This is a genomic window from Herbiconiux sp., from assembly GCF_023264855.1.
Taxonomy (GTDB): Bacteria; Actinomycetota; Actinomycetes; order Actinomycetales; family Microbacteriaceae; genus Herbiconiux.
In genome coordinates this window covers 1-24,566 of record NZ_JAHFUW010000047.1, presented here as the reverse complement: position 1 = coordinate 24,566, position 24,566 = coordinate 1, and the positions used below count along the sequence as shown (strand labels likewise).

At 70.9% G+C, this 24,566-nt stretch carries 21 protein-coding genes and 1 riboswitch; of the genes, 9 read left to right on the top strand and 12 right to left on the bottom strand.

Annotated elements, in window-relative coordinates; translation table 11 throughout:
* Positions 1-218 precede the first annotated feature (218 nt).
* The 3 genes from Q0D75_RS16535 to Q0D75_RS16525 are packed head-to-tail and all read left to right on the top strand — an operon-like array spanning position 219 to position 4,446.
* Positions 219-2,087 (top strand): beta-glucoside-specific PTS transporter subunit IIABC, encoded by a 1,869-nt coding sequence (locus Q0D75_RS16535; RefSeq protein ID WP_291055857.1) that lies wholly within the window; start codon positions 219-221, stop codon positions 2,085-2,087.
* A 28-nt stretch (positions 2,088-2,115) separates the two neighbouring features.
* Positions 2,116-3,576, top strand: coding sequence for a glycoside hydrolase family 1 protein (locus Q0D75_RS16530; protein WP_291055854.1), 1,461 nt, complete (start codon positions 2,116-2,118; stop codon positions 3,574-3,576).
* 12 nt (positions 3,577-3,588) lie between these two features.
* Positions 3,589-4,446 carry a Cof-type HAD-IIB family hydrolase gene (locus Q0D75_RS16525; RefSeq protein ID WP_291055852.1) on the top strand — a complete coding sequence of 286 codons (858 nt, stop codon included), beginning with the start codon at positions 3,589-3,591 and terminating at the stop codon, positions 4,444-4,446.
* A gap of 32 nt (positions 4,447-4,478) precedes the next feature.
* On the opposite strand, the gene Q0D75_RS16520 is transcribed toward Q0D75_RS16525, so the two are convergent.
* Entirely contained in the window at positions 4,479-4,880 is a 402-nt protein-coding gene (locus Q0D75_RS16520) for a hypothetical protein (RefSeq protein WP_291055850.1), read from the bottom strand.
* Between the two features lie 102 nt (positions 4,881-4,982).
* On the opposite strand from Q0D75_RS16520, the gene Q0D75_RS16515 reads away from it, so the two are divergent.
* Positions 4,983-5,726: a hypothetical protein gene (locus Q0D75_RS16515; RefSeq protein ID WP_291055848.1), complete on the top strand. Its 744-nt coding sequence runs from the start codon at positions 4,983-4,985 to the stop codon at positions 5,724-5,726.
* Positions 5,727-5,736: 10 nt separating this feature from the next.
* On the opposite strand, the gene Q0D75_RS16510 is transcribed toward Q0D75_RS16515, so the two are convergent.
* The gene (locus tag Q0D75_RS16510) at positions 5,737-6,516 is read right to left on the bottom strand and encodes a TetR/AcrR family transcriptional regulator (protein ID WP_291055846.1); all 780 of its coding nucleotides are present in this window, start codon (positions 6,514-6,516) and stop codon (positions 5,737-5,739) included.
* Between the two features lie 118 nt (positions 6,517-6,634).
* Here Q0D75_RS16510 and Q0D75_RS16505 point away from each other — a divergent pair, with 118 nt between their 5' ends.
* Positions 6,635-7,558 carry an NAD-dependent epimerase/dehydratase family protein gene (locus Q0D75_RS16505; protein WP_291055843.1) on the top strand — a complete coding sequence of 308 codons (924 nt, stop codon included), beginning with the start codon at positions 6,635-6,637 and terminating at the stop codon, positions 7,556-7,558.
* 46 nt (positions 7,559-7,604) lie between these two features.
* On the opposite strand, the gene Q0D75_RS16500 is transcribed toward Q0D75_RS16505, so the two are convergent.
* Complete coding sequence (locus tag Q0D75_RS16500) at positions 7,605-10,094, bottom strand: glycoside hydrolase family 2 TIM barrel-domain containing protein (RefSeq protein WP_291055840.1); 2,490 nt, start codon at positions 10,092-10,094, stop codon at positions 7,605-7,607.
* Positions 10,091-11,593, bottom strand: coding sequence for a glycoside-pentoside-hexuronide (GPH):cation symporter (locus Q0D75_RS16495; RefSeq protein WP_291055837.1), 1,503 nt, complete (start codon positions 11,591-11,593; stop codon positions 10,091-10,093). Before Q0D75_RS16495 ends, Q0D75_RS16500 begins: the two co-directional genes overlap by 4 nt.
* Before the next feature lie 112 nt (positions 11,594-11,705).
* On the opposite strand from Q0D75_RS16495, the gene Q0D75_RS16490 reads away from it, so the two are divergent.
* The gene (locus Q0D75_RS16490) at positions 11,706-12,734 is read left to right on the top strand and encodes a LacI family DNA-binding transcriptional regulator (RefSeq protein WP_291055834.1); all 1,029 of its coding nucleotides are present in this window, start codon (positions 11,706-11,708) and stop codon (positions 12,732-12,734) included.
* A 15-nt stretch (positions 12,735-12,749) separates the two neighbouring features.
* Here Q0D75_RS16490 and cls read toward each other — a convergent pair whose 3' ends face one another.
* The 7 genes from cls to Q0D75_RS16455 form a co-directional block, all read right to left on the bottom strand.
* On the bottom strand, positions 12,750-14,216 hold the full coding sequence (cls, locus tag Q0D75_RS16485; protein ID WP_291055831.1) for a cardiolipin synthase: 1,467 nt from the start codon (positions 14,214-14,216) through the stop codon (positions 12,750-12,752).
* 160 nt (positions 14,217-14,376) lie between these two features.
* Positions 14,377-15,030: an LLM class flavin-dependent oxidoreductase gene (locus Q0D75_RS16480; RefSeq protein ID WP_291055905.1), complete on the bottom strand. Its 654-nt coding sequence runs from the start codon at positions 15,028-15,030 to the stop codon at positions 14,377-14,379.
* Entirely contained in the window at positions 14,943-15,695 is a 753-nt protein-coding gene (locus Q0D75_RS16475; RefSeq protein WP_291055828.1) for an LLM class flavin-dependent oxidoreductase, read from the bottom strand. Before Q0D75_RS16475 ends, Q0D75_RS16480 begins: the two co-directional genes overlap by 88 nt.
* On the bottom strand, positions 15,695-16,492 hold the full coding sequence (locus Q0D75_RS16470; RefSeq protein WP_291055826.1) for an energy-coupling factor transporter transmembrane component T: 798 nt from the start codon (positions 16,490-16,492) through the stop codon (positions 15,695-15,697). The genes Q0D75_RS16475 and Q0D75_RS16470 overlap by 1 nt, the downstream gene beginning before the upstream one ends.
* Positions 16,489-18,537 carry an ABC transporter ATP-binding protein gene (locus Q0D75_RS16465; RefSeq protein WP_291055824.1) on the bottom strand — a complete coding sequence of 683 codons (2,049 nt, stop codon included), beginning with the start codon at positions 18,535-18,537 and terminating at the stop codon, positions 16,489-16,491. Before Q0D75_RS16465 ends, Q0D75_RS16470 begins: the two co-directional genes overlap by 4 nt.
* Positions 18,527-19,159: an ECF transporter S component gene (locus Q0D75_RS16460; RefSeq protein ID WP_291055821.1), complete on the bottom strand. Its 633-nt coding sequence runs from the start codon at positions 19,157-19,159 to the stop codon at positions 18,527-18,529. The genes Q0D75_RS16465 and Q0D75_RS16460 overlap by 11 nt, the downstream gene beginning before the upstream one ends.
* Before the next feature lie 3 nt (positions 19,160-19,162).
* Positions 19,163-19,828 carry a YkoF family thiamine/hydroxymethylpyrimidine-binding protein gene (locus Q0D75_RS16455; RefSeq protein ID WP_291055818.1) on the bottom strand — a complete coding sequence of 222 codons (666 nt, stop codon included), beginning with the start codon at positions 19,826-19,828 and terminating at the stop codon, positions 19,163-19,165.
* A 191-nt stretch (positions 19,829-20,019) separates the two neighbouring features.
* Positions 20,020-20,129: riboswitch (TPP riboswitch) on the bottom strand.
* A gap of 106 nt (positions 20,130-20,235) precedes the next feature.
* Between Q0D75_RS16455 and Q0D75_RS16450 the strand changes: the two genes are divergently transcribed.
* From Q0D75_RS16450 to Q0D75_RS16440, 3 genes are read left to right on the top strand one after another with little or no spacing between them, the layout of a single operon-like run.
* A complete protein-coding gene (locus Q0D75_RS16450) occupies positions 20,236-21,042 on the top strand; it encodes a histidine phosphatase family protein (RefSeq protein ID WP_291055815.1) in 807 nt (268 codons plus the stop codon).
* Between the two features lie 4 nt (positions 21,043-21,046).
* Complete coding sequence (locus Q0D75_RS16445; protein ID WP_291055813.1) at positions 21,047-21,619, top strand: DUF3090 domain-containing protein; 573 nt, start codon at positions 21,047-21,049, stop codon at positions 21,617-21,619.
* Positions 21,616-22,380: an SCO1664 family protein gene (locus tag Q0D75_RS16440; protein WP_291055902.1), complete on the top strand. Its 765-nt coding sequence runs from the start codon at positions 21,616-21,618 to the stop codon at positions 22,378-22,380. The genes Q0D75_RS16445 and Q0D75_RS16440 overlap by 4 nt, the downstream gene beginning before the upstream one ends.
* A gap of 31 nt (positions 22,381-22,411) precedes the next feature.
* On the opposite strand, the gene Q0D75_RS16435 is transcribed toward Q0D75_RS16440, so the two are convergent.
* Positions 22,412-24,451, bottom strand: a complete 2,040-nt coding sequence (locus Q0D75_RS16435; RefSeq protein ID WP_291055899.1) for a VWA domain-containing protein — start codon at positions 24,449-24,451, stop codon at positions 22,412-22,414.
* Positions 24,452-24,566 lie beyond the last annotated feature (115 nt).

Sequence of the window (24,566 nt, the reverse complement as noted above, 5' to 3'; positions counted from 1 at the left end):
CCTGTGCTATCGTCGCTGGCGCAGGGCACAGTTGCCCTGCTGAAGCGTCACGGATTGTAACCGCGCCAGCGGGCAAAACCTGAACTCCCTTCGTCGAAAGACGATGGCCGAGTTCAGGTTATTTTTTTGCCCAAAACACACAAGGCGAGCGGATCGGCCCGTCGGCGCCTCAACCCGAACGAGAGCCGCGATGCAGCGGCAGAAGGCGAGTGGATCCGATGGACTACTCCAAGACAGCGGCCGCGGTGCTGAAAGGCGTCGGCGGCGAGGAGAACGTGCAGTCGCTCGTGCACTGCGCAACGCGCCTGCGGTTCGTCATCCGGGACGAGTCGAAGATCGACAAGGCGGCCGTGAAGTCGGCCCCCGGCGTGATCACCACCGCCGAGGCCGGCGGTCAGTACCAGGTCGTGATCGGCAACGAGGTGCCCGAAGTGTTCGCCGCGATCGGCGGCATCTCCGGCCTCGCCGGCGGCTCCACCGAAGACGGTCCCGGTGCGCGCGGCGCCGCCGGCGGCAAGAAGGTCAACCTCTTCAGCCGCTTCATCGCCATGATCGCCGCGATCTTCACCCCGCTGCTCTGGGCCCTCGCCGGCACGGGCCTGCTCAAGGCCTTCCTCGCCGCCGCCGTCACCTTCGGCTGGATCGACGCCACCACGAGCACCTACGTCATCCTGAACGCGCTCTCCGACGCCTTCATCAACTTCCTGCCGCTGGCCATCGCGATCACGGCCGCGAAGTACTTCGGCTCGAGCCAGTTCACCTCCCTGGCCATGGCCGGCGCACTGGTCTACCCGTCGATCGTGGCCCTGAACGGCGCCGAGGGCGTGACCTTCTTCGGCCTGCCCGTCACCATGGTCAGCTACGTCTCGAGCGTCATCCCGGTGATCGTGATCGTGTGGCTGCAGAGCTACATGGAGCGCTTCCTCTACGCCAAGCTGCCCTCGGCCATCCGCCGCTTCGTCACGCCGATGATCGTCGTGCTCATCCTCGTTCCGCTCACCTTCCTCGTCATCGGCCCGCTCGCGAACCTGCTGGGCACCCTGCTGGCGGACGGCATCGGCTGGGTGTTCGCGGCCGTGCCGTGGCTCGGCGGCGCCATCATGGGCGGCCTCTGGCAGGTGTTCGTGATCTTCGGCCTGCACTGGGCCTTCGTGCCGCTGTTCACCCTCGAACTGCAGAACACCGGCACCATCTACCTGCTCGCCCCGCTGTTCGCCGCAGTGCTGGCCCAGGCCGCGGCCGCCGCGGGCGTCTGGGTGCGCGCCAAGGACAAGAACCTCAAGTCGCTCGCCGCCCCCGCCACGCTCTCGGGCTTCATCGCCGGCGTCACCGAGCCCGCCATCTACGGCATCAACCTCCCGCTGAAGCGCCCGTTCGCGTTCGGCATCGCGGGCGGTGTGGTCGGCGGCGCCATCATCTCGGCCGGCGGCGTGGCATCCGGGAGCTTCGCGCTGCCCTCGCTGCTGGCCCTGCCGGCGCTGTTCGGCACCGGCAGCCCGGTCGCCCTGATCATCGGTGTGGTCGCGGCGGTCGCCATCGCCTTCCTGCTCACCGTGTTCGTCGGCTTCAAGGAGCCGGCCGCCGAGGCCGAGGCCCTGGCCGAGAGCAAGGATCTGGTCATCGAGAGCCCGCTCGACGGCACCGTCGTGCCGCTGTCGGAGATGACGGATGCCGCGTTCGCCAGTGGCGCGCTCGGCTCGGGTGTCGCCATCCGCCCCCGCTCCGGCGCGCTGTACGCCCCGTTCGACGCCCGCGTCGTGGCGGTGTTCCCCACCGGACACGCGATCGGCCTGCAGCACGCCGACGGGGCCGAGGTGCTCATCCACATCGGTGTCGACACCGTGAAGCTCGGCGGCCAGCACTTCACCCCCAAGGTCGAGAGCGGCCAGCAGGTGCGCGCCGGCGAGCTGCTGCTCGAGTTCGACGCCGCCGCCATCACCGCGGCCGGCTACGACCTCACCACCCCCGTGATCGTGACGAACGGCGACCTCTATCCCTCGGTGACCCCGCTGGCCGCCGGTGCCGTCGCCCACGGCGACGCGCTGTTCGAGGCCGTCGCCGCCGAAACCGCCCTCGTCTCGAACTGACCCGAACCACCTGCAAGGAGCAATACCGATGACCAGCACCACCCCCGCATCCGCCACGACCGCCGGTGCAGCATCCGCCCCCGTCTTCCCCGACGGCTTCCTCTGGGGCGGCGCCACCGCCGCCAACCAGATCGAAGGCGCCTACAACGAAGGCGGCAAGGGCCTCTCGATCCAGGATGTGATGCCGCAGGGCATCGCGACCCCGCGCGCCGAGGGCCCCACCGACGACAACCTCAAGCAGGTGGCGATCGACTTCTACCACCGCTACGCGGACGACATCGCGCTCTTCGCCGAGATGGGCTTCAAGACCTTCCGCTTCTCGATCGCCTGGAGCCGCATCTTCCCGAAGGGCGACGAGCTCGAGCCCAACGAGGAGGGCCTGGCCTTCTACGACCGCGTGATCGACGAGTGCCTGAAGCACGGCATCGAGCCGCTCGTGACGATCTCGCACTACGAGACCCCGCTGCACCTGGCCGAGACCTACGACGGGTGGGTGAGCCGCGAGCTGATCGGCTTCTACGAGCGCTACGCCCGGGTGCTGTTCGCCCGCTACGGCAGCCGGGTGAAGTACTGGCTGACCTTCAACGAGATCAACTCGGTGCTGCACGCACCGCTGATGTCGGGCGGCATCAACACCCCGAAGGACCAGCTCACGCAAAGCGACCTGTACCAGGCCGTGCACCACGAGCTGGTGGCGAGCGCCCTGGCCACCAAGGCCGCGCGTGAGCTCGCGCCGAACGCGCAGGTGGGCTGCATGGTGCTGGCCATGCCCACCTACCCGCTCACGCCCGATCCCGACGACGTGATGGCGGCGCTCACCACGGAGCGCACCAACCTCGCGTTCGGCGACATCCACGTGCGCGGCGAGTACCCCGGGTACTACCTGCGGGCGCTGCGGGAGGCGGGCGTGACGCTCGCCATCACCCAGGAGGACCGCGCGCTGCTCAAGGAGCACACCGTCGACTTCGTGTCGTTCAGCTACTACGTGAGCATCTGCGAGACGGCCGACGAGTCCCAGCGCGTGATGGGCACCGGCAACATCTTCCCGGGCGTCGCGAACCCCACGCTGAAGGCCTCCGAGTGGGGCTGGCAGATCGATCCCGTGGGCCTGCGGGTGGTGCTGAACCAGTTCTGGGACCGCTGGCAGAAGCCGCTGTTCATCGTGGAGAACGGCCTCGGCGCCCGCGACGAGCTGGTGACCGTCGACGGCGTGCCCACCGTGATCGACGACTACCGCATCGCGTACCTGAACGACCACCTCGCGCAGGTCGGCGAGGCCGTCGCCGACGGCGTGGACGTGATGGGTTACACCACCTGGGGCTGCATCGACCTGGTGAGCGCCTCGACCGCGCAGCTGAGCAAGCGCTACGGCTTCATCTACGTCGACCGGAACGACGACGGATCGGGCACCCTCGACCGCTTCAAGAAGAAGTCGTTCGGCTGGTACCAGGACGTGATCGCGACGAACGGGGCGAGTCTCACCCGATAGGGTCGAAAGCCTATGAGCACCTCCCGGATCGCCTTCCTCGACGTCGACGGCACCCTGATCGACTCGGGCGAGCGGATCGCCCCCTCCACCATCGACGCCATCCGCACCGCCCGGAGCAACGGACACCTCGTGTACGTGTGCACCGGGCGGGCGGCGGTGGAGATCTACCCGGTCATCCGCGACATCGGGTTCGACGGCACCATCAGCGCCGGCGGCGGCTTCGCGGCGATCGGCGACGAACTGGTGATTTCGCGCACGATGCCGCCGGAGACGGCCGAGCGGATGGCGCGGTTCTTCGAGCAGGCCGGCATCGATTTCTACCTGCAGTCGTACACCGAGGTGTTCCCCTCGGCCGGGGTGCGCGACCGCTTCATCGAGTACCTCCTGGCCGATGTGGAGCGCACGACCGGCGGCCCGGCCGACGCCGAGTCGCTCGCCGCGCTCGACGCACATCCGGCGATCGAGGCGTTCTCGAACGTGCGTCCGATCGATTTCTCCGGCATCGCCAAGGCGGTGTTCCTCGGCTCGGACCACACCGCGTTCGAGCGGGTGCGCGACGGACTGGGCGAGGATTTCCACGTGATCACGGCCACCATCCCGCACCTCGGAAGCAGCAGCGGCGAGGTGTCGCTCGGCGGCGTGAACAAGGGGTCGACCATCCTGCAGCTGCTCGAGCGGCTCGACATCCCGGTGTCGGCCTCGCTCGGCATCGGCGACAGCAGCAACGATGTCGAGATGCTGCAGGTGTGCGGGGTCGGGATCGCGATGGGCAACGCCACCGACGAGATCAAGGCGCACGCCGACGAGGTGACCACGGCCGTGCTGGACGACGGGGTGTGGAACGCCTTCCGCCGGCACGGGCTGGTGTAGCCGCTGCCGGCTGCCGGCCCGGGTCTCGGGGGCTACTTCTCCGAGACCACCACGGTGAACTCGAGCGGCTGGATGCCACCCTGCTCGTTGGTCATGGTGACCGTCGTGGTTCCCACCGCGAGAGCCTGTACCCCCGGGTTCAGCTCGGCGGATCCGCCGGTCTGCCCCGGCACGAACTCGGCGACCTTCGTGTCGGCCACCTCGCCCGTGTAGCTGTCGGTGGCGAGGTCGCCGGTGTTGATGTTGAGCACCTGGCCGACGATGAGGTCGACGCTCGCCCCCTGCAGGTCGTTCGCACTCATCGAGACGGGCGTGATCACGTCGCCGCCGATCGGTGTGCTCGGGGTGTCGCTGGAGGACGAGCTGCAGGCGCTCAGCCCGGCGGCCGCGGCGACGACGACGACGGCGGCCGCGAGGATCTTCGTGAATCTCATGGCGCCAGTATCCCAGTCCCGCCGCGCCCGCCGGGTCACGATCCGGCAACGCGTCCGGGCGGCCCCATCGGTGGTGCCGGCTGGCTAGAGTGAAGCGATCGCGTGGGCCTGCTCTCGGCCGGCGCGGAGCTCGGGGGACGGGACGGGACGGGCATGGAGCGCGACCAACGGATGAAGCTGCTCGGCCTGGGCGCACTCGGGCTGGTGTTCGTGCTGCTCGTCGCGCTCCCCGGTTACTTCCTCGCCGAACAGCGCGAGGCATTGCCGCTGTTCTGGCAGCTCGTGACACTGTACTTCGCGGTCATGCTGCCGGTGTGCACCGTGAGCGTCATCTTCAGAGTCACCCGCGCGAGGCGCCGCCGGCGCGCCTATCTCGCCGAGGCCGCAGAGAAGAGACGAGCGTTCTCGGCAACACACAGCGACCGTCTCAGTTTCGCCGCCCCGGTGAGGCCGGCCCTGACCCGGGCACTGAGCGAACTTCACCTGCCCGCCACCGGCAGCGCGAAGGGCGTGATCTGGGCGGCCCGCGAAGGAACACTGGAACTGTGGGCCCTCGACCCTCGAGTTCGTCTCATCGCCGAGATCCCCGCATTCACGATCTCATCGATAGCGTTCCGGCCCGTCCCCCGCGTCAGGCGCTATCTGATGCTCAGCGCTCTGATCGACACCAGCGCCGGACCCGGTGTCCGCGGTACCGTGGAGCTGCCGATGGTCCCGATCTTGATCGGCCCGACGTACTCCACCGAGCGAGGTCGCGCGCGCCTGATCGAACTCATCGACGATGCGCTCTTCCGCGGTGTCGTCGCAGATCTCCCGGATGACGCGAACGTGCTGCTGACGGGCTGACTGCCCCCGATCAGCGGAGGGCGCTGAAGCCGAGGTCGGCGGCGAGGCGGGAGGCGACCACATCGAAGTAGACGTCGAGGTCGGTGACCGAGCCGACCAGGTGGCCGAAGAGCTCGAAGGAGACCGTGCCGAAGACGGTGGTCCAGGCCATCAGGGTGCGGATGACGAGTTCGGTGGGCACTTCGTCGCCCACAAGGCCCCGCGCGCGCACAAAAGCGACCGCGCCGGCGACCGAGGCCATCTCCGCGGCAGCCGTCACCGGTCCGGCCGGAGCCGTGGGGGTCGCGATCCGCCCCAGCGCGTGGGCCTCGGTGACGATGCTCAGGATGACGACGATGACCCGCACGGCCGGTTCGATAGTGGCCTGCGGAGCCGCGTAGCCCGGTACGGGCGAGCCGTAGAGCAGGGCGTAGTCGCCCGGATGCGCGAGTGCCCAGCCGCGGATGGCCCGGAGCGCGGCCAGCCACCGCCCGATCACGTCAGCGCGGTCGGCGACCGCCGCGTCGGCGCGCTCGGCCGCCGAGCCGAGGTCGTCGTAGGCGAGCACCAGTAGCGCGGTAAGCAGCTCGTCGCGGCTGGCGAAGTACCGGTAGACGGCCGAGGAGACCATGCCCACATCGCGGGCGACCGCCCTCAGCGAGAGCTCGCCCGGCCCGGACTCGGCGAGCCTGATGCGCGCCGCGGCCACGATCTCGGCGGTGATCTGGTCGCGAGCCCGTTCACGGGCGGTCTGTGCTCGCGCGGGGGTCGCGCCCGCGAGTGCCGCGCGCTCGGGGTTCGGATGCTGCATCCGTCCACCCTGGCGCGTTTCGAGAGCAGGCGCAACAAAAGAGAGCAGTGCTCTTGCTTTTACTTCGGGCGCCTGTCATCGTAGAAACGAGAGCACTGCTCTCCCAAAGGAGGACACCATGACCGATCGCCACATCATCGTCGGAGCCGGCCCCGTCGGCCGCCACGTCGCGAGCCTGCTCGCCGAGCGCGGGTCGGAGGTGGTGGTGGCCACCCGTTCCGGCACCGACCTCGGGCTCCCGGGCGTCGCCAGCGCACGCGTGGATGCCACGGATGCGGCCGCTCTCACCGAGCTGGCATCCGGAGCCGACGTGCTCTACAACTGCGCGAACCCGGGCGACTACACGAAGTGGGACGCCACCTGGCCGCCCCTCGCGACCTCGCTGCTCGAAACCGCTCGCCGCACGGGCGCCGTCTATGCGATCACGGGCAACCTCTACCCCTACGGTCCCGTCGACGGGTCGATGTATGAGGGGCTTCCGGATGCCGCGACCGATCACAAGGGTGTGCTGCGGGCCCGGATGTGGGCCGAGGCGAAGGCCGCCCACGAGGCGGGCGAGCTGCGGGCCGTAGAGGTGCGCGGCTCCGATTACGTCGGCCCGGGCGTCGGCGCCAACGGCCACATCACCCGGCAGCTGCCGACCGCCCGCCGGGGCAAGCGGGCCTGGGTGATGGGCGACCCCGACATGCCGCACACCTTCACCGACGTGCTCGACGTGGCACGCCTTCTGGTGGCCGCCGCCGAGGACCCGTCGGCGCACGGCCGACTCTGGCATGTGCCGTCCAACCCGCCGCGCAGCCAGCGCCAGGCGCTCGGCGAGGTGCTCGCCGCGGGCGGGCTGCCGCCGGTCGCAGTGAGTCGCATCCCGGTCGCCGGGCTGCGGATGGGCGCGCTCGTCATCCCGATGCTGCGCGAGCTCGGCGAGCTCTCGTACCAGTGGACCCGCCCCTACGTGCTCGACGACACCGCCACCCGGGCGCACTTCGGGATGCAGCCCACGCCGTGGGACGAGGTGTGCCGCCGCACGATCGAGAAGTCGTAAGGCGGCACACCGACCGCTCGCGGGCGGGCGGCAGCTGGAGCTGCGATCAGGCCCGAGGCGCCGCCCGGCCGAGCGTGAGCTCGACGGACGGGCACCCGTCCGCGCTCACCGTGACGACGCTCTCGGAGTCGTCCTCGAGGCGTACGATCGCGAGCGCCCGGCCGTCGAAGGTGCACTGCGTGGGCGAGCCCCACGCCGTGTCCGGTGCCGGGTTCGCGCTGCCGAAGGACTGCAGCGCCGCCGTGCCCGCGATCGAGACGGTCACGGCGCGATCCGGCCCGGTGACCGCGGTTCCCTGTGCGTCGACGAGCTCGACGGCGACGAAGACCAAGCCGTCCGCCGCCGTCATCGACGCGGGCTCGGCCGTCACCCTGACCTCGACCGCGCCCTCCGCACTCCGCAGCCCGAAGCGCTCCGAAGCGACACCACCCCGCCAGGCCACGGCCGTGAGTTCACCCGCCCGATACTCCACCTCGAACTCGGCACGGAATCGGTTGCCCGGCCCCGCGGCCCGGCGGCCGAGCGAGATCCCATCGAGCAGCAGTTCGACCTCCTCCGCATCGCTGTAGACCTCCACCGTGAGCGGCGACCCCTCCTGGCCCGGCCAGGTCCAGCTGCTGATGCTGTCGCTCCAGGTCCACGGCCCGGCATAGAAGGTGGCGTCGCCGTCACGCGGCCGCACGACGGCGATGTAGGGCTCGCCGCGCAGGCCGAACACGATCTCCCGGTAGAACGAGGCGGGCCGGCGGTGGCCGATGATGTCGAGGTCTCCGCACCACGCCGCGATCCACGGGTACGGCGCCGCGATCGAGGGCTCCGGATGCTCGGCGTCGAGATACTGCGGCCTCCCGATGCCGACCTCGCCGAGATAGTCCCAGCCGGTCCAGGTGAAGTCGCCGATGACGTGTCCGTACTCGGTCACCAGAGCCCAGTTGCGGTCGATCTGGGTCGGGAACGTCTCGGTGCCGACGATCACGCGGTTGGGGAAGAGCTCCCGGTCGCTCGCATAGCGGGCGTCGAGGTAGTTCATGCCCGCGACATCCAGCACCCCGAACGACTCGGCGGTCTTCTCGGTGACCAACGGCGAGGCGCCGATCAGGTTCATGAAGTCGCCGGGACCCGCCATCAGCGTGTTGATGCCCGCGCCCTCCTCGGCACCCGCACCACCATCGGCCGCCTCCGCACCGGCAGCCGCACCGCCATCCGCCGCGGCCGCCCGCTCCGCGGCCATCCGCTTGACGTCGTCGATCACCGCGAGCATGCCGTTCACCGCGTTCGTCACGAACCGTGTGGAATCAAGCGAACGCACCTTCTCGGCCAGCTCGCGCCCGAGCATCCCGCCCACCGCCGAACCGGTCTCGGGAATCTCGTTGCCGATCGAGTAGAAGATGACGCTGGGGTGGTTGTAGTCCTTGACCACCATCGATTCCACGTCGCGCTCCCACCACTCCGGAAAGTGCAGGGAGTAGTCGAAGTCGGATTTCGCCGAGGTCCAGACGTCGAAGGTCTCGTCCATCACGTACACGCCGAGGCGGTCGCAGGCGTCCAGCATCGCCGAGCTCAGCGGGTTGTGCGAGGAGCGGATGGCGTTGAACCCGGCCTCCTTGAGCAGCCGCACCCGGCGCTCCTCGGCCGAGGCGAAGGTGGCGGCACCGAGCAGCCCGTTGTCGTGGTGCACGCAGGCCCCGCGCAGCTTCACGGTCTCGCCGTTCACCCGCAGCCCGTTGACCGGGTCGAGCTGCAGGCGCCGGACGCCGAAGACGGCTTCGGCCTCGTCCATCGGCCGCCCGTCGCCCAGCAATCGCGCGGTGGCGCGGTACAGCGCGGGCGAGTGCTCGCTCCAGAGCGCGGGTGTCGCGAGGTGCAGGCGCTGGCGGGAGAGGGCCGTGGTGCCGGGCCGCGTGGTGACCCGGGCGACCCCGCTCGCGACGGTCGCGCCATCCGGATCGGTCACCGTCACCTCCACGTCGACCGTTCTCATACGACTGCCGGAGTTCTCGACCGTGACCGCGACCTCGACGGTCGCCCCGCTCGCCTCGGCATCCGGAGTCGACACCCGCAGTCCGTCGGCCGGGATGTGCACCTCGCCACCGGTGAGCTGCCAGACCGGCCGGTAGATGCCCGCCCCGGTGTACCAGCGCGAGTCACGATGGGCCCGCGCCTCGACGAGGATCTCGTTCGACTCGCCCACCGGCCGCAACAGCGGCCCGGCGTCGACCGTGAACGAGGCGTAGCCGCTGGGCCGCTGCCCGGCGAAGTCGCCGTTGATGTACACCATCGCATCGCGGTACACGCCCTCGAACTCGAACACGACGTGCGGAGCGCCGGCCGGAGTCTCGAACTCGGCCCGGTACTGGTAGGCCCCGCCGCGGAAGTAGGCGGCGGCCGCCTCGCCCTGCGGATCACGAGCTCGCCCGATCGACGCGTCGTGCGGCAGCAGCACCGGCTCGTAGGGTGCCGCCGGGCCGCCGATCTCGGCGAACGGGTTCACCTTCTCGCGGAACCGCCAGCCGTCGGTGAAGGGGATGCGCTTCATGAGTTCTCCGTTCCGCCCGCCTCGGCGGCCTCGCGCTCGGCTCGACGTGCGGCGAGGTCGCGTTGCAGCACCGAGAGGTTCTTGTCGATGTTCAGGAAGTAGATGATGACGCCCATCAGCACCGTGGCGATGAGCGGGATCCAGAGATAGAGGAACACCTCCATACCCACCGCCGAAGCGGGCTGCACGGTCGCGGCACCGTCGTAGGCCGCGGCGGCCAGGAGCCACCCCACGAGGGCCACGCCGAGGCCGGCGCCGAAGTTCTGGCCGGCCGTCGCCGCGGCGTAGGTCATGCCGTCGAGCCGCACCCCGGTCTTCCACTCGCCGTAGTCGACGACGTCGGCGACGAGCGCGAACAGGGCCGCCGCGATCGGGATGCCACCCACTGAGCGCACGAGCCCGCCCGTCAGCACCAGGGTGAAGCTCGAGGGGTCGATCAGGGTGATCAGGATGCCGGCCACCGTCACCACGACGCCGATCATGATGAGCCGCCGCTTGCCGAACCGGGCGATCAGCGGGGGCATGAACCACATGCCGATCAGCAACGGGAGGATCTGGATGAGGCCGAGGAAGCTGTACAGGTTGGGGTCGCCCAGCACGTCCTTGGCGAAGTAGATGCCCACGCCGCTGGTGCCCGTGAGCAGGAAGTTCAGCAGGAAGAACCCGAACACCAGGAAGAAATACGGGTTCTTCACCAGGATCGTGACGGTCTGGCCGAACGGCATCTTCTTGCCCGACTCCACCCGGAGCGTCGACGTCACCCGCTCCTTGGTGCCGAAGAAGACGATCAGGAAGGTGGCGGCGGCCACAGCGCCGTAGATGAGCGACACGAGGGTCCAGCCGGCCTGACCGCCCCCGGAGGAGGTGACGATCGGGATGGTGATGAAGTTCACCACGAGTGTGGTCAGCAGAGCGAAAAAGGTGCGGATGACCGTGAGCGACACCCGCATCTTCGAGTTGGTCGTGATCACCGAGAGCAGCGTGTGGTACGCGAGGTTCGATCCCACGAAGCCGACGCCGAGGCAGAGGAAGTACATGATGAAGGCGTAGGCCTCTTTCGCGCCGCCCTCCAGCGCGGAAGGCACGTTGAACAGCAGTATGAACGAGATCACCACGACCGGGGCGCTGAACAGGATCCACGGCCTCGCCTTGCCCCAGCGGGTGGAGGTGCGGTCGATGAAGGAGCCGAGAACGAGGTCCATCGTGCCGTCGAGCACCCGGCCGAACAGCAGCAGGGTTCCGGCGATGGCCGCCCCGATGCCGACGGTGTCGGTGAAGTAGAACAGCAGGAACGCCGAGATCGGGGCGAAGATCAGGTTGCCGCCGACGTCGCCCACGCCGTAGGCGAGCCGCTCGCGGATGCTCAGCCGCTGGCCGGTGGCGCCGATCGCCTGCCCCACCGATTCGGCGGCGAGCGCGGCCGTGGTCGAGTCCTCGGCACTCACGGCGATCGCCGCGCGCGCCTGTTCCGCTTGGTTCCTGGCCGAATCCCTCGCCATGGGTGACTCCTTCGTCATGCGTCGTGTAGATGCTGTCACGTGTCAGTAACACGCGACACTAAAGGTAGACAGCTGTGCTGTCGCGTGTCAACAGATGTGTCAAAATAGCCTCATGGACTCCGAGCTCCGCCCGCCCGCGCGCCGCGCGACGAGCGTCGACGTCGCCCGGCACGCGGGATTCTCGCGCTCGACAGTGAGCCAGATCCTGAACGGCGAGACGGCGCGGTTTCCCGACGCCACCCGCGATCGGGTGCTGCAGTCCGCCGCCGCCCTGAACTACCGGCCCTCGCGCGCGGGCCGCGCGCTGGTCACCGGGCGCAGCGATCTGATCGTCGTGGTCGTGCCGCACGCCACCTTCGGACCGCATCTGCAGAACACCGTCGATGCGATCGCCGAGGCCTCGGCGACCTTCGGCCTGAGCGTGGTGGTGCGCTTCGCAGCCGCCGACAGCGAGAGCACGCTGGCGTCGGTCCTCGACCTGCGGCCGAGCGCCGTCGTGAACTTCGGGGTCTTCTCCCCCGCGCAGCAGGCGCAGCTCGTCGCCTCGGGAGCCCCCGTGGTTCCCGAGTACGACGACACCGTCGCCGCCGACCCGGTGAGCACCCGCATCGGGGCGCTCCAGGTGGGCGAGCTGCTGCGCGGCGGCCCACGCCGGCTCGTCTACGCCGCCATCTCCGATGCCCGCCTCGACCCCTTCGGGCCCCCGCGCTACGCCGGCATCGTGCAGGCGGCCGCCGAGCACGGCCTCGACGCTCCCGAGCTGGTGCGCATCCCGCTCGATGTCGGCGGAGCCACGCGCGCGGTCGCGGGCCTGCTCGAAGCGGGGCGCAGCGAGCCGCTCGGCCTCTGCTGCTACAACGACGACGTGGCGATCGCCGTCTGCGCGGCCGCCCGGGAGCTGAAGCTGGCCATTCCCGACGATCTGGCCCTGATCGGCATGGACGACACCGATATCGGACAGCTCGTCTCGCCTCGGCTGTCGACCGTGAGCGTCGACGAACCCGCGATCATGCTGTCGCGCCTGCACGGGCTCACCACCCTGTTCGGGCGGCAGAAAGACGAACCGCACGCGCCGGCCGAGGCGGTCCAGCCCGGCGACCTCATCCACGTGGTGCGCGGCGAGACCACGGCGGCGCTCTGACGGCGGCCGGCCCGCCTACTGCACGGCCGAGGTGAGCCGGGTGAAGTTGTCGATGAAGGCGTGCAGGCGGCCGCGGCCGTCCCAGGCCTCGAGGGTGAGCTCGGTGGAGTTCGCCCGGTACTCGTCCTCCACGGCGCGCAGGTCGTCGGTGAACCGACGGCCGCAGACGGGCATCATCACCTCGAGGTCGAGCTGGAACGAGCGGATGTCCATGTTCGACGAGCCGACCACGGCCACCTGGTCGTCGATCGAGAGGTGCTTCGCGTGCAGGATGGTGGGCGCGTCATAGCAGTGGATGCGCACCCCGGCCTCGAGCAGGTCGCGGTAGTAGGAGTGCTGCGCGTGGAAGACGAAGAACTGGTCGCCGATCGCGCCCACGAACAGTTCGACCGCCACACCCCGGCGGGCGGCGGTGAGGATGGCGTCGAGCAGCGACTCGTCGGGCACGAAGTACGGGCTGGTGATCGAGATGCGGCGCTCGGCGGCGTAGAGCAGCGAGTTGAACAGGGCCAGATTGTTCTCGAACTCGAACGCGGGGCCGCTCGGCACGATCTGCGCGAGAACCGTGTCGGGGTCGCCGTCGTCGGCGACCGCATCCAGGCCTCCCGAATCGGGGATCTCGCCGGTCTCGCTGAACCAGTCGGTCGTGAAGATTCCCTTCACCTCCTGTACCACCGGCCCCCGCACCTCCACCAGCAGGTCACGCCACTGCAGGCCGCGGCGCTTGTTGCCCGCCCGGTCGTAGCTCGGGTCGATCAGGTTCAGCGAGCCCACGAAGGCGATTTCGCCGTCGACCACCACGAGCTTGCGGTGGTTGCGCAGATCCGGTCGCTGGTAGAGGCCCTTGAGGGGTAGCACCGGCAGCATCAGCCGCCAGTCGGCACCGATGCGGTCGAGCTCGGCCTTGGCGGGGGCGAAGCCGGGGTAACCGCGCGAGCCGAGGTGATCCAGCAGCACCTTCACCTCCACGCCCCGGGCGATCGCGCGCGCCAGGGCGTCGAAGAAGGGCCTCGTCGTCTCGTCGAGCGAGAGGATGTAGAACTCGACCTGCACGAACGAGCGGGCGTTCTCGACGGCGGCGATGAGCGCCGCCAGCTGCTCCTCGAAGTGCGGCAGCAGCGTGGCGGTGTTGCCGTCGACCAAGGGCATCGCCCCGGTCTCGCGATTGAGGTGGGCGATCGCGGGCAGCCATACCGGAGTGCCGGGGCCGAGCGCCACGTGATCGACCGACACCGTGGTCTGTTCGATCCGCTCGTTCATGGTGCGCTGCTGGTCGCGGCGCTTCTTGGGCAGGCGCGGCGAGCCGATCAGGGCGAACAGCAGCAGCCCGATCAGCGGCAGCGCCACGATCACCACGATCCACGCCAGGGCCGCCGAGGGCCGTCGCCGGATCGGCGCGATGACCAGCGCGAGCACCAGCAGCATCACCTCGAGGATGATGAAGAGCGTCGTGGGGATGGCCGTACCGAACCAGGAGAGCACGCTCGATTATCGCGCGGCCGCACGGTCAGAGCGAGAGGTGGAACCGCAGCGCGCGATCGACCTGCTGCATGACCCACCCCGGCGCGGCACCGCGGATGCCGGCGAGACGCTCGACCGAGACGGTGCGCGTCGTTGGCCAGGCATAGTCGCGACACGCCAGTCAGAAGAGGTTGCCGCGCAGGGTGGGGTGCTCGTAGCGGTCGCGCAGGCGGCCTCGGCACTGGAGTTCGGGCACCAGGGCGTTCACCACGTCGTCGAACGACGAGAGGTAGAGCGCCGGCATCACCACGAAGCCGTCGGCCGCCCCGGTGTCGAGAAGCTCCTCCAGCTGGTCGGCGACATGGGCGGCCGTGCCGACCGGCTGCAGGTTGAACTGGCTGAGCGCCTGCCGGAAGGCCAGCTCGCGCACGGTGAGCCCCTCCGCCTCGGCGGTGTGCAGCATCGAGCGCTCGAAGCCGTCGCTTCCGGTGGCGCCCCGATGGGCCCGGATGAGCGGGGCCGCGGGCGCATCCGGAACCAGCTCGTGCTCCCGGGCGTGCAGCAGCCGGCCGAGGGCGACCAGCACCTCGTCGGTGTCGAGCGCCTCCTCCAGCGAGCGCAGACGCCGCCGCGCATCCGCCTCCGAGGCGCCCAGCACCGGCTGGATCGCGGGCAGGTAGAGCAGCGAATCGGGGTCGCGGCCCCAGCGTCTCGCGCCCTCGCGAAGGGCAGTGCGCTGCCGGCGCATCACCTCCGCCGAGCCACCGGTGGCGAACACCACCTCGGCCCAGCGCGCGGCGAACTCCAGCCCGCGCGGCGAGGCACCGGCCTGCATGAGCACCGGCCGGTTCTGCGGGCTGCGCGGGATGGCCAGCGGGCCGCGCGACAGCGGTGGGCGGCCGTTCCGCGGGGCGCGCGGTGCACGGCTGCGGGGTCGGCGAAGATTCCGGATGCCGCATCCCGTCGCAGCGCGTGCGGATCCCAGCCCTCCCAGAGGTCGATCACCGACTGCACCACCTCGTCGGCCCGGTCGTAGCGCTCGTCGCGGCCGGGGATGCTCGGCAACCCGTAGTTGCGCGCCTCGGCGTCGGTGGTGGAGGTGACGATGTTCCAGGCGGCCCGGCCGCCGGAGAGCTGGTCGAGGCTCAGCAGGCTGCGAGCGATCGAGAACGGCGGCTGGAAGGTCGTCGACACCGTCGCGCCGAGTCCGAGGTGCGTGGTGACGGCGGCGATGTGCGAGAGACCGACGATCGGGTCGAGGTAGATCGCACCTTTCCCGCCGGTGCGCAGCGTGGTGGCGATCTCGCCGTCGGCGTCTTCGGGCACGGCGAGCGCATCGGCCAGGAACACCATGTCGAAGCATCCGCGTTCCAGCAGGCGGCCGAGGTCGCCGTAGAACGTGCCGCGAAGCCAGTCGGAACGGCTGAGCGGGTTGCTCCAGTTGGCGGCGTACTGGCTCGTGGGCGGGTTCACGAGGGCCACGAGGTGGGCGCGGCGCATCAGAACAGCACTCCCGGGCCGGCGAGCAGGCCCAGCATCCCGGCCGCGCCGATGACCGCCCCGAGCACTCCGAGCACGGCGCCGGCGAACACGAGGTCGGCGGCACGCAGGCGCACCGGATGCCAGACCGTGCGGGGTGCGAGGCCCAGCCCTCGGGACTCGAGGGACTGCGCCATCCGTTCGCCGCGACGGATGGCGAGAACCAGCAGGGCGAAGGCCGCGCGGCCGAAGGCGCTCGGGCCCGCGCGCACGGTGCCGTCTCCACGCAGCGGTGCGCGCACGGCCTGGGCCGCTCGGATGGCCGACCACTCCCCCGGCAGCAGCTGCAGCAGCCGGTAGCCGGCCATCAGCGCATAGCTCGGGCGGGCGGGCAGCCGGGCGTTCTGGTGCAGGCTCGTCATGAGTCGCAGGCTGTCGGTGGTGAGCACGAAGCCGACGGCCAGGATGCCGATGGCGAGCGTGCGGGCGGCGAGCGCAGCTCCCACGGTGAGGCCCTCGACCGTCACGCGGAGCAGGCCCTCCTGCCAGAGCACCGTGCCCGGCCGGCTCAGCACGTTGACCGAGAACACCCCGAAGGCGAAGGCCCAGAAGGGCAGCTGGGCCCGCAGCACCGTGCGCCCGGGCAGTCGGCCGGCGAGCAGCACACCGCTCAGGCCGAGCAGGTAGATCGCGGTGGGCGTCACCGGATCGAGCACGAACAGCAGGGCGACCGAGACCACGAAGAGCACGGCGAGCTTCACGGTGGGGTTGCGCCGGGCCAGCGGAGAGTCGGGGATCGGAGCGGCAGCGAACGTCATCGGAGGGCCTCGCTTCGGCGTGGAGAGGGGGTGGATGCGGGCGGGGGCGCCGCCGGTGCGGTCTGGTGGGCCTTGCGGGCGCCCGGATCGTCCGCCGTGTCGGCCCTCGGGGACGTCGACCCGGCCGCATAGAGCGCACGGAGTACGCGCACGGTTCCCGGCAGAGCGACCTCGGCTTCAGGTTCGGGTTCTGGTTCGGCTTCGGCTTCGGCTTCGGCTTCGGCGTCGATCTCCGCTCCGGCCTCGACCTCGGCCAGCAGCCACGCGATCAGCGGGGGCAACTCGAGACCCGCGCGCCTCAGCACGTGGGCGTCCTGGAGCACCGGGAGGGTCGGGCCGTCGGCCGCCACCGCGCCGTCGGCCAGCACGATCACACGGTCGGCGACCGTGGCCACGAAGCGCAGGTCGTGTCCGGAGAACAGCACCCCCCGCCCCGCGGCGGCCTCCCGGCGGAAGGCGGCGGCCGTGGCCACGGTGTCGCGACGATCGAGTCCGAAGGCGGGTTCGTCGGCGAGCAGCACCGGGCGGTCGTCGTGGGCGAGCATCGCCGCGAGACTCAGCCGCCGCTTCTCACCGCCGGACAGCCGGTGCGGTTCGCGATCGGCGACGTGCTCGAGCCGGTGCCGCCGCAGCTGCCGGTCGACGATCTCGTCGATGCGGTCCGGCCCGCCGGTGAGACCCACCGCGATCTCGTCGCGCACGCGATGGGCCAGGAACTGCAGCTCGGGGTTCTGGAACACCATGCTCGGGCGCGGCCCGGTGACGGATCCCCCGCCGGCCGGCAGCAGTCCGGCCAGCGTCAGCAGCAACGTCGACTTGCCCGAGCCGTTCGCGCCGAGCAACGCCACCACCTCGCCGGCGCGCAGCTCGAGATCGACGTCGCGCAGCACCGGCTCGACGACGGGCGCACGACGCCGCCGGGCGAAGCCGCGTGCGGCGCGAGCGCCAGGCGCCGGCCGCCCCACGATCAGCGATCGAGCCGACAGCAGCACGTCTGTTCCCTGTGGGCCTTCGTGAGGCCACCCGGCGCGATCCGCACCCCTGTCCCTCACCGCGGCATCACTCCGGCCATCGCCGTGCCGGGCGCCGGGCGCCCATTCGAACACGACAGGATCGGCGACCCCGGCACCCGCCACCGCCCCTGACTGCTCGCGCAGCCAGGCCCGCACCGCCGGCGAATCGAGGCCGCCCGGGTGGCCGGTGATCGCGAGCAGCTCGGAATCCAGCGGCAGCCAGCACCCGCCGTCGTGCAGGGTGCCCGCGTGCTCGCTCAGCACCTGCTCGGTCGGGCCGGAGGCGAGCACGCGGCCCTGCGCATCCAGGGCCACGGTGCGTTCCGGGAGCCCGCGCGCCCCGTCGGCGCCGGCGATCTCGTCGAGGCGGTGCTCCACCAGCAGCACGGCCGTGCGGCCCTCGTCAGCGAGCGCGTCGACCGCCCGCCGCACCGCACGCACCCCGGCCGGGTCGAGCATCGACGTGGGCTCGTCCAGCAGCAGAACCGCGGGGCGGGCGGCGAGCGCGGCCGCCAGGGCGACCCGCTGCACCTCGCCGCCCGACAGGCTCCCGGTGACCCGCTCGCGCAATGCGCTCGCGTCGGACCGGGCGAGCGCCTCGTCGATCCGTCCCGAGATCTGCCCGGGAGCCACGCCGTGATTCTCCAACGGCAGTGCCACCTCCTCGTCGACCCGCGCGAGGCAGATCGCGGCCGAGGGATCCTGCGCCACCACCCCCAGCCGGCGAGAGCGCTGCACCACGGGCTGATCCGACACCTCGACACCGTCCAGGTGCACCTCCCCCGACGACTCGAGGTTCTGCGAGAACGGGATGACACCGGTGAGCACCTGCAGCAGGCTCGACTTGCCCGACCCCGAGGGGCCGACCACGAGCATCCGTTCCCCCGCGGCCAGCTGCAGCGACACGTCGGCGATCAGCGGATCGACGCGACCGGGCGCACGCACCGTCACCTCCGCGAGCCGGGCGGCGGCGCGGCCAGCACCCGCCGATCCGGTTCCGGATGCCCCGTCGACCGCGGGTTCAGGCGCCAAAGCGGGCCCGGCCGATCGCGAAGCCGTCCACCACGCCGGTGCGGGCGAGCGCGTCGACCACCACCTTGGCGAGCAGGCCGCCGAGCACCACGCCCGAGACGAGCTGGATGGCGAGCCGGACGAGCAGCAGGTCGGTGCCGTACCAGCCCGAGCGGAACGCCGAATAGAAGAACACCAGCCCCGCACCGCACAACCCGGAGAGCGCGTAGACGAGCCATCCGTAGCGCCGGTACCGGGTGAGCGCGAACGGCAGCTCGCTGCCGATGCCCTGGATGCCGGCGGCCACGAACAGCAGCGGCCCGACGGCCGAGCCGAGGAACACCACCTCGATCACCGAGGCGATGACCTCGGCCACGATCCCCGCGAAGGGGCGGCGGATGATGGCGATCGCGATCGGCGCGACGATCAGCCAGCCGCCCAGCAGCACGTGCTGGGTGAGGTCGCCGAAGGGGCCGGTGGCCACCGAGAGGGCGATCCAGCCCTGCACGAGCGCCCAGTAGAGAAAGCCGAAGACGGCGCCGAACACCACGACGAGCATGATGTCCTTCAGCTGCCAGGCGAACGGCGAACCCGTGGGGGCGGAGCGGCGGGCGGGCGCGGGGGCGGTTCCGGTCGGGGTCATGGCTCAGACCGCCTTCGAGTCGGTGACGGATGCCGCGACGACGGTCGTCGGGCTTGCGATCGACAGCGTCGCGTGGCTCGTGACGTGCTGAACGCTCCGGCCCACCAGCACCCAGCCGGCGGCCACGGTACCGAGCACGTCGGCCAGATCGCCCTCCAGCAGGGTGGCGTAGTGCTCGCCGCGCACGTAGGTGCCGAGCTCCTTGGCGTGATCGATGGCCGCGTAGATGTCGCGCAGGTGATCGGGCGCCTCGCCGGGCCGGCCTGTGTCGTCGAGCGGGTAGAGCGACCAGTGCGCCGAGGCGCGGATGCCGGTGGGCGCCAGCACGGGAACCGGCGCCGCCTCCGCGAGCAGACCGGGCGTGGTGCTGCAGGTGACCTCGCCGGGGCAGCCGCGCGAGAGCAGCAGCGAGGCCGTCACGTGCTGGCCGCCCCGCGCCGCACCGGCGATCACGGCGGCGATGTACTCGAGCACGCGCTGCTCGGAACCGCGCACCAGCGTGCTCACCGGGTCGGTCTCGACCTCGAGACCGGTGGCGTCGGCGCCGGCCAGCGCGGCGAGGAGGATGGCGGCGAAGTCGCCGTCCATCACGGCGACGGTGAAGCGGGCGCCGACGCCGAGATCCTGCGGGGTGAGGGCGGGTGGTGTGAGGGGGGACGGGGATGACATGGGGTGCGTGCCTTTCACTGCGGAACGGGTTCGCACGCACCGGCGGCGCGCACGAAGAACCGGCCGATCAGGATCGGGATGCAGGCGCGACGAAGACACCGGATCGCTCCGGCGGCCGAACGGAACCGACGGCTCCGGCGGAATCGGCGAATCGGACGATGTCCGCCCCACGGCGGTGTCGATCGACGACGAGCATCTGCTCTCACTCTCCCTGCGCTGGCATTATCCAGATCAAGTTCGACGGTCGAAGCGTGGTTCGCTTCCTCTCAGCCCGGCTCACCGGGCTCCCGTGTGTTCCCTGCCACCCTAGCGGCTGCGCGGCCGCCACCGCAGCCGTCTCCGCCATCCCGACCGCCACCGCTGCCGGCTCCGCTCCCGCTGTCGGACGGGCCGCCTAGGCTGGGCACATGGCCACTGTGATCCTGGTGCGGCACGGCCGCACCACCGCGAACGTGCAGGGCATCCTGGCCGGCCGCGCGCCCGGGGTGCTGCTCGACGAGGTCGGGCAGGAGCAGGCTGCGCGCACCGCCGAACGGCTGGCCGCGGTTCCCTTCGTGGGCGTCGTCTCGAGCCCTCTGGAGCGGTGCCGCCAGACCGCTGCCGCCATCCTGGAGGCGCAGCCGGCCGACGCGCCGATCCGCTCGCTCGAAGCCGCTGCCGAAGCCGCCGCCGCCGTTGCCCTCCCGATCGCGATCGACGAGGCCCTGACCGAGTGCGGTTACGGGCAGTGGCAGGGCCGCGCGCTGAAAGAGCTCTCGAAGGAGCCCCTCTGGTCGGTGGTGCAGAACCAGCCCTCGGCCGCCGTGTTCCCCGACGGCGAGGCGATGGCCGGCATGCAGGCCCGTGCGGTGGCCGCCATCCGCGGGCACGACGCCGCCGTCGAGGCCGAGCACGGTGCGGGCGCCGTCTGGGTCGCGGTCAGCCACGGCGACGTCATCAAGGCGATCCTGGCCGATGCCCTCGGCATGCACCTCGACCTGTTCCAGCGGATCGCCGTCGGCCCCGCATCCGTCTCCATCGTGCGCTACGGCTCCAGCCGCCCCGAGGTGATCGCCACCAACACGGATGCCGGCGACCTCTCCTGGCTGCGCGCCGCCGCCCCGGCGGGCGATGCTCCGGTCGGCGGGGGCGCCGGGCATCCGGAACCCGGCGAAGAGGCCCCACCGAAGTCGACAGCTGCCGAGCCGGCGGGCGCCGGGCCCGGCCTAGAGTAGAAGCATGCCGACCATCGTCCATGAGTTCGACTGGCCCGACCGCATCGTGGTCGGAACGGTCGGGCAACCCGGCGCCCGTACCTTCTATCTGCAGGTGCGGGGTGGCCGTCGTGTCGTGAGCGCGGCGCTCGAGAAGGAGCAGTCGGCGATCCTGGCCGAGAAGATCGACGAGATCCTCGACGAGCTGATGGCGGGCGAGGGCAACCCCTTCAGCATCCAGGCCACGACTCCCGTCGAGTTGGTCGACAACGAGCCGCTCGAGATGCCGGTCGACGAGCAGTTCCGCACCGGGGCGATCGGGCTGGGCTGGGACCCGGCGACCGCTCAGGTCGTGATCGAGGCCTATCCGCTGGTGGTGGTCGACGAGGCCGACATCGAGCTCTCCGAAGACGGAGACGGCGTCGAGGCCATCGTGGTGGAGCCCGAGGAGATGCTGCTGGTGCGGATGCCCGTGGGCACCGCACGCGCGTTCGCCAAACGCACCCGCGAGATCGTGGGGGCCGGCCGGCCGCTGTGCCCGCGCTGCGGAGATCCGATGGACCCCGAGGGTCACGACTGCGTGTTCCCCGAGGCCTGAGCGTGCCGCCCGAGGGCGAGCTCGAACTCGCGGGCCGCATCACGACGGCATCGAATGCGACCTTCTTCGCCCGCATCGGCGAGACCCCGGTGGTCTACAAGCCGATTCGAGGCGAGAAACCGCTCTGGGATTTTCCCGACGGCTGTCTGGCCCACCGCGAGGTGGCGGCGCATCTGGTCTCGGATGCACTGGGCTGGAACGTGGTGCCGCTCACCTGGCTGGGCGAGGGCCCGCTCGGCGAGGGCATGGTGCAGCTCTGGCAAGACCTCGACCCCGAGCAGGATGCGGTGGATCTGGTGGCGGCCGACGCCGTGCCCGACGAGGGCTGGCGGGTGGTCTTCGAAGGCGAGGACGGCGACGACCGGCCGGTCGCACTGATCCACGAGGACTCGGTGGCACTGCGCCGGATGGCCGTGTTCGACGTGATCGCGAACAACGCCGACCGCAAGGGCGGTCACGTGCTCGCGATGGCCGACGGTCACCGTTTCGGCGTCGACCACGGCCTCACCTTCCACGCCGAGCACAAGCTGCGCACGGTGCTCTGGGGCTGGATCGGCGAACCGCTCTCCGCAGACGAGCTGGCCGGGGTCGACCGCATCGTGACGGGACTGTTCGAGGGCGATCTCGCCGCGCGCCTCGCGCCCCTGCTCACCGCGGCCGAGATCGACGCCTTCGCCGAGCGCTGCGAGCGGCTGCGCGCATCCGGGGTCTTCCCGCAGCCCGAGGGCCACATGCCGGCGGCGCCCTGGCCGCTGTTCTGAGGTTTCTGAACTTTTCTGAGCGGTTCTGCCGTCAGCGCCAGCCGCGGCCGAAGAAGTCGTCGGTCGCGGGGCCACCGCTCCCCGCGCCGCCGCGGCGCGATCCGAGGTACGAACTCACGACCGCCGCCCCGAGGTCGTCGGCCTCGGGCGCCACCACCGTGCCGTCGACCCGCTTGGCCATCGACGCGATGAAGCGCGCGAGTCCCGGGTCGTCGCCGAGCCGGAAGAACGTCGTCTTCGCCCCGAGCCGCATCGCGTTGTCGAGCTCGCGCACGGCGTAGGCGACGGTGAGCGGATGCGGCGGGTAGTCGAAGTACACCTCGCCGTTCGCCTCGAGGTGCGAGGTGGGCTCACCGTCGGTCACGATCAGCAGCACGGGCTGGGCGTTCGGATGCTTGCGGAAGTGCCGGTTCGCCAGCAGCAGCGCGTGGTGCAGGTTGGTGCCCTTGTCCCACCGCGCGTCGAGGCCGACGAGGTGCTCGATGTCCATCACCTCGGCGTGCCGGCCGAAGCCGATCAGCTGCAGATCGTCGCCACGGAACCGGCTCGTGATCAGGGTGTGCAGGGCCAGGGCGGTGCGTTTCATCGGCACCCAGCGGCCGTCCATCGCCATCGAGAAGGAGGTGTCGACCAGCAGCGCCACGCAGGCCTGGGTGCGGGCTTCGGTCTCCTGCACCTCGACGTCGCCGATCTCGATCCGCACGCCGGCCGCTCCGGGCGCGCGTTCCGCGGCCGTGCGGGTCAGCGCGTTCGTCATGGTGCGGGTCACGTCCCACGGCTCGGTGTCGCCGAAGGCCCACTCGCGCGTCGACCCCGAGCGGTCGCCGGCCGCGCCCGACTGCCGCAGTTCGCGGGCACCCTGGCGACCCGAGAGCTTCTGGGCGACATCCCGCAGCAGCGCCTTTCCCAGCTGGCGCATGGCTTTGGGCGACATCTTGAGGGCACCGTCCGAGCCGCGCTTCAGGGTGCCCGAATCGCGCAGGGCCTTCTCCAGCTGCTGCAGGGTGCGGGCGTCGACAGCGGCCTCGTCGCCGAGCTGGCGGGCCAGCTTGTCGAGGTCGAGGTCGTCCATCCGCGAGCCGTCGTAGCCCTGGGCGAGCTGCTCCGAGAGGGCGTCGAGGTCGGCGATGTCTTGGAAGACGCCGGTTCCGTCGCCGAGCCCGAGGCCTTCTTCGCCCTGCATGTTCTCGCCGCCGCCCCAGTTCTCACCCGGCCGCAGGTCGCGCAGGTTGCCGTCCAGCTGCGCGAGCGATTGCATCAGCTCGGGCGATCCGAACGCCTCCTGCGCGAGGGCGTCGAGCTCGGCGCGCTGCTCGGCGGTCATCGAGTTGCGCATCCGCTGGGCTGCTGCGGCGCGTTCGGCGAGGGTGTCGAGCAGCTCGTCGATGTTCGCGGGCTGCTCGGGGAAGAAGGCGCCGTGCTCGGCCATGAAGGCGTCGAACTGCTCGGGGGTGTCTTCGCCTCGGGCGTGCGACTCGAGCAGGGTGTTGAGGTCGGCGAGCATTCTCGCGATGGCGGCCCGATCCTCATCGGTGGCGTTCTCGAGTGCGTTCTTCATGCCGGCGAAGCGCTGGTCGAGCATCTCGCGGCCGAGCAGGTCTTTGATCTTCTCGAAGTCCTGGCGGGCGTCGGCGCTCTGCCAGCGGTAGCCGTTGAGCTCGCTGACCGCGGCCGCGGGCGAGTCCGGCAGGTTGTCGAGCTGCATCTGGGCGAGCGCGCGGTCGCCCTCGTCCATCAGCGGATCGCGGGCGAGCTGCTTGCGTTCGGCGAGCACGGCGCTCTCCAGCAGTTCCTTCACCTCGCGCAGGGTGCCGTCGAGGTTGTGTTTCTGGGTCAGCTCGCGCCGCCGTTCGGCGACGCCCGCGGCGAGGTCGTCGAGGCCGGCCTGGTCGCGGCCGCCGCGGCGCAGGAACTCGCGCAGCGCCTGCTCGGGCGAGTACCCCGCCATCACGTCTTCGCCGATGGCGTCGAGCGCCTCGGCGAGGTCGACCGGTGGCGCGAGCGGGTCCGGCCCGCCGTCGTACTTCCCGTACCGCGCCCCGCGCGTCAGCCGCCGGTTCCCCCTAGCCACGCTGCGCCGCCCGCCCGCCCAGGCCGCTGCCCCCGCGCCCGCCGCGCCCGCCGCCGCTGCTCGCCCGCTGCCGAACGGATGGAGTATTCGTCCGATTCGTTCCAACGACGGAGCC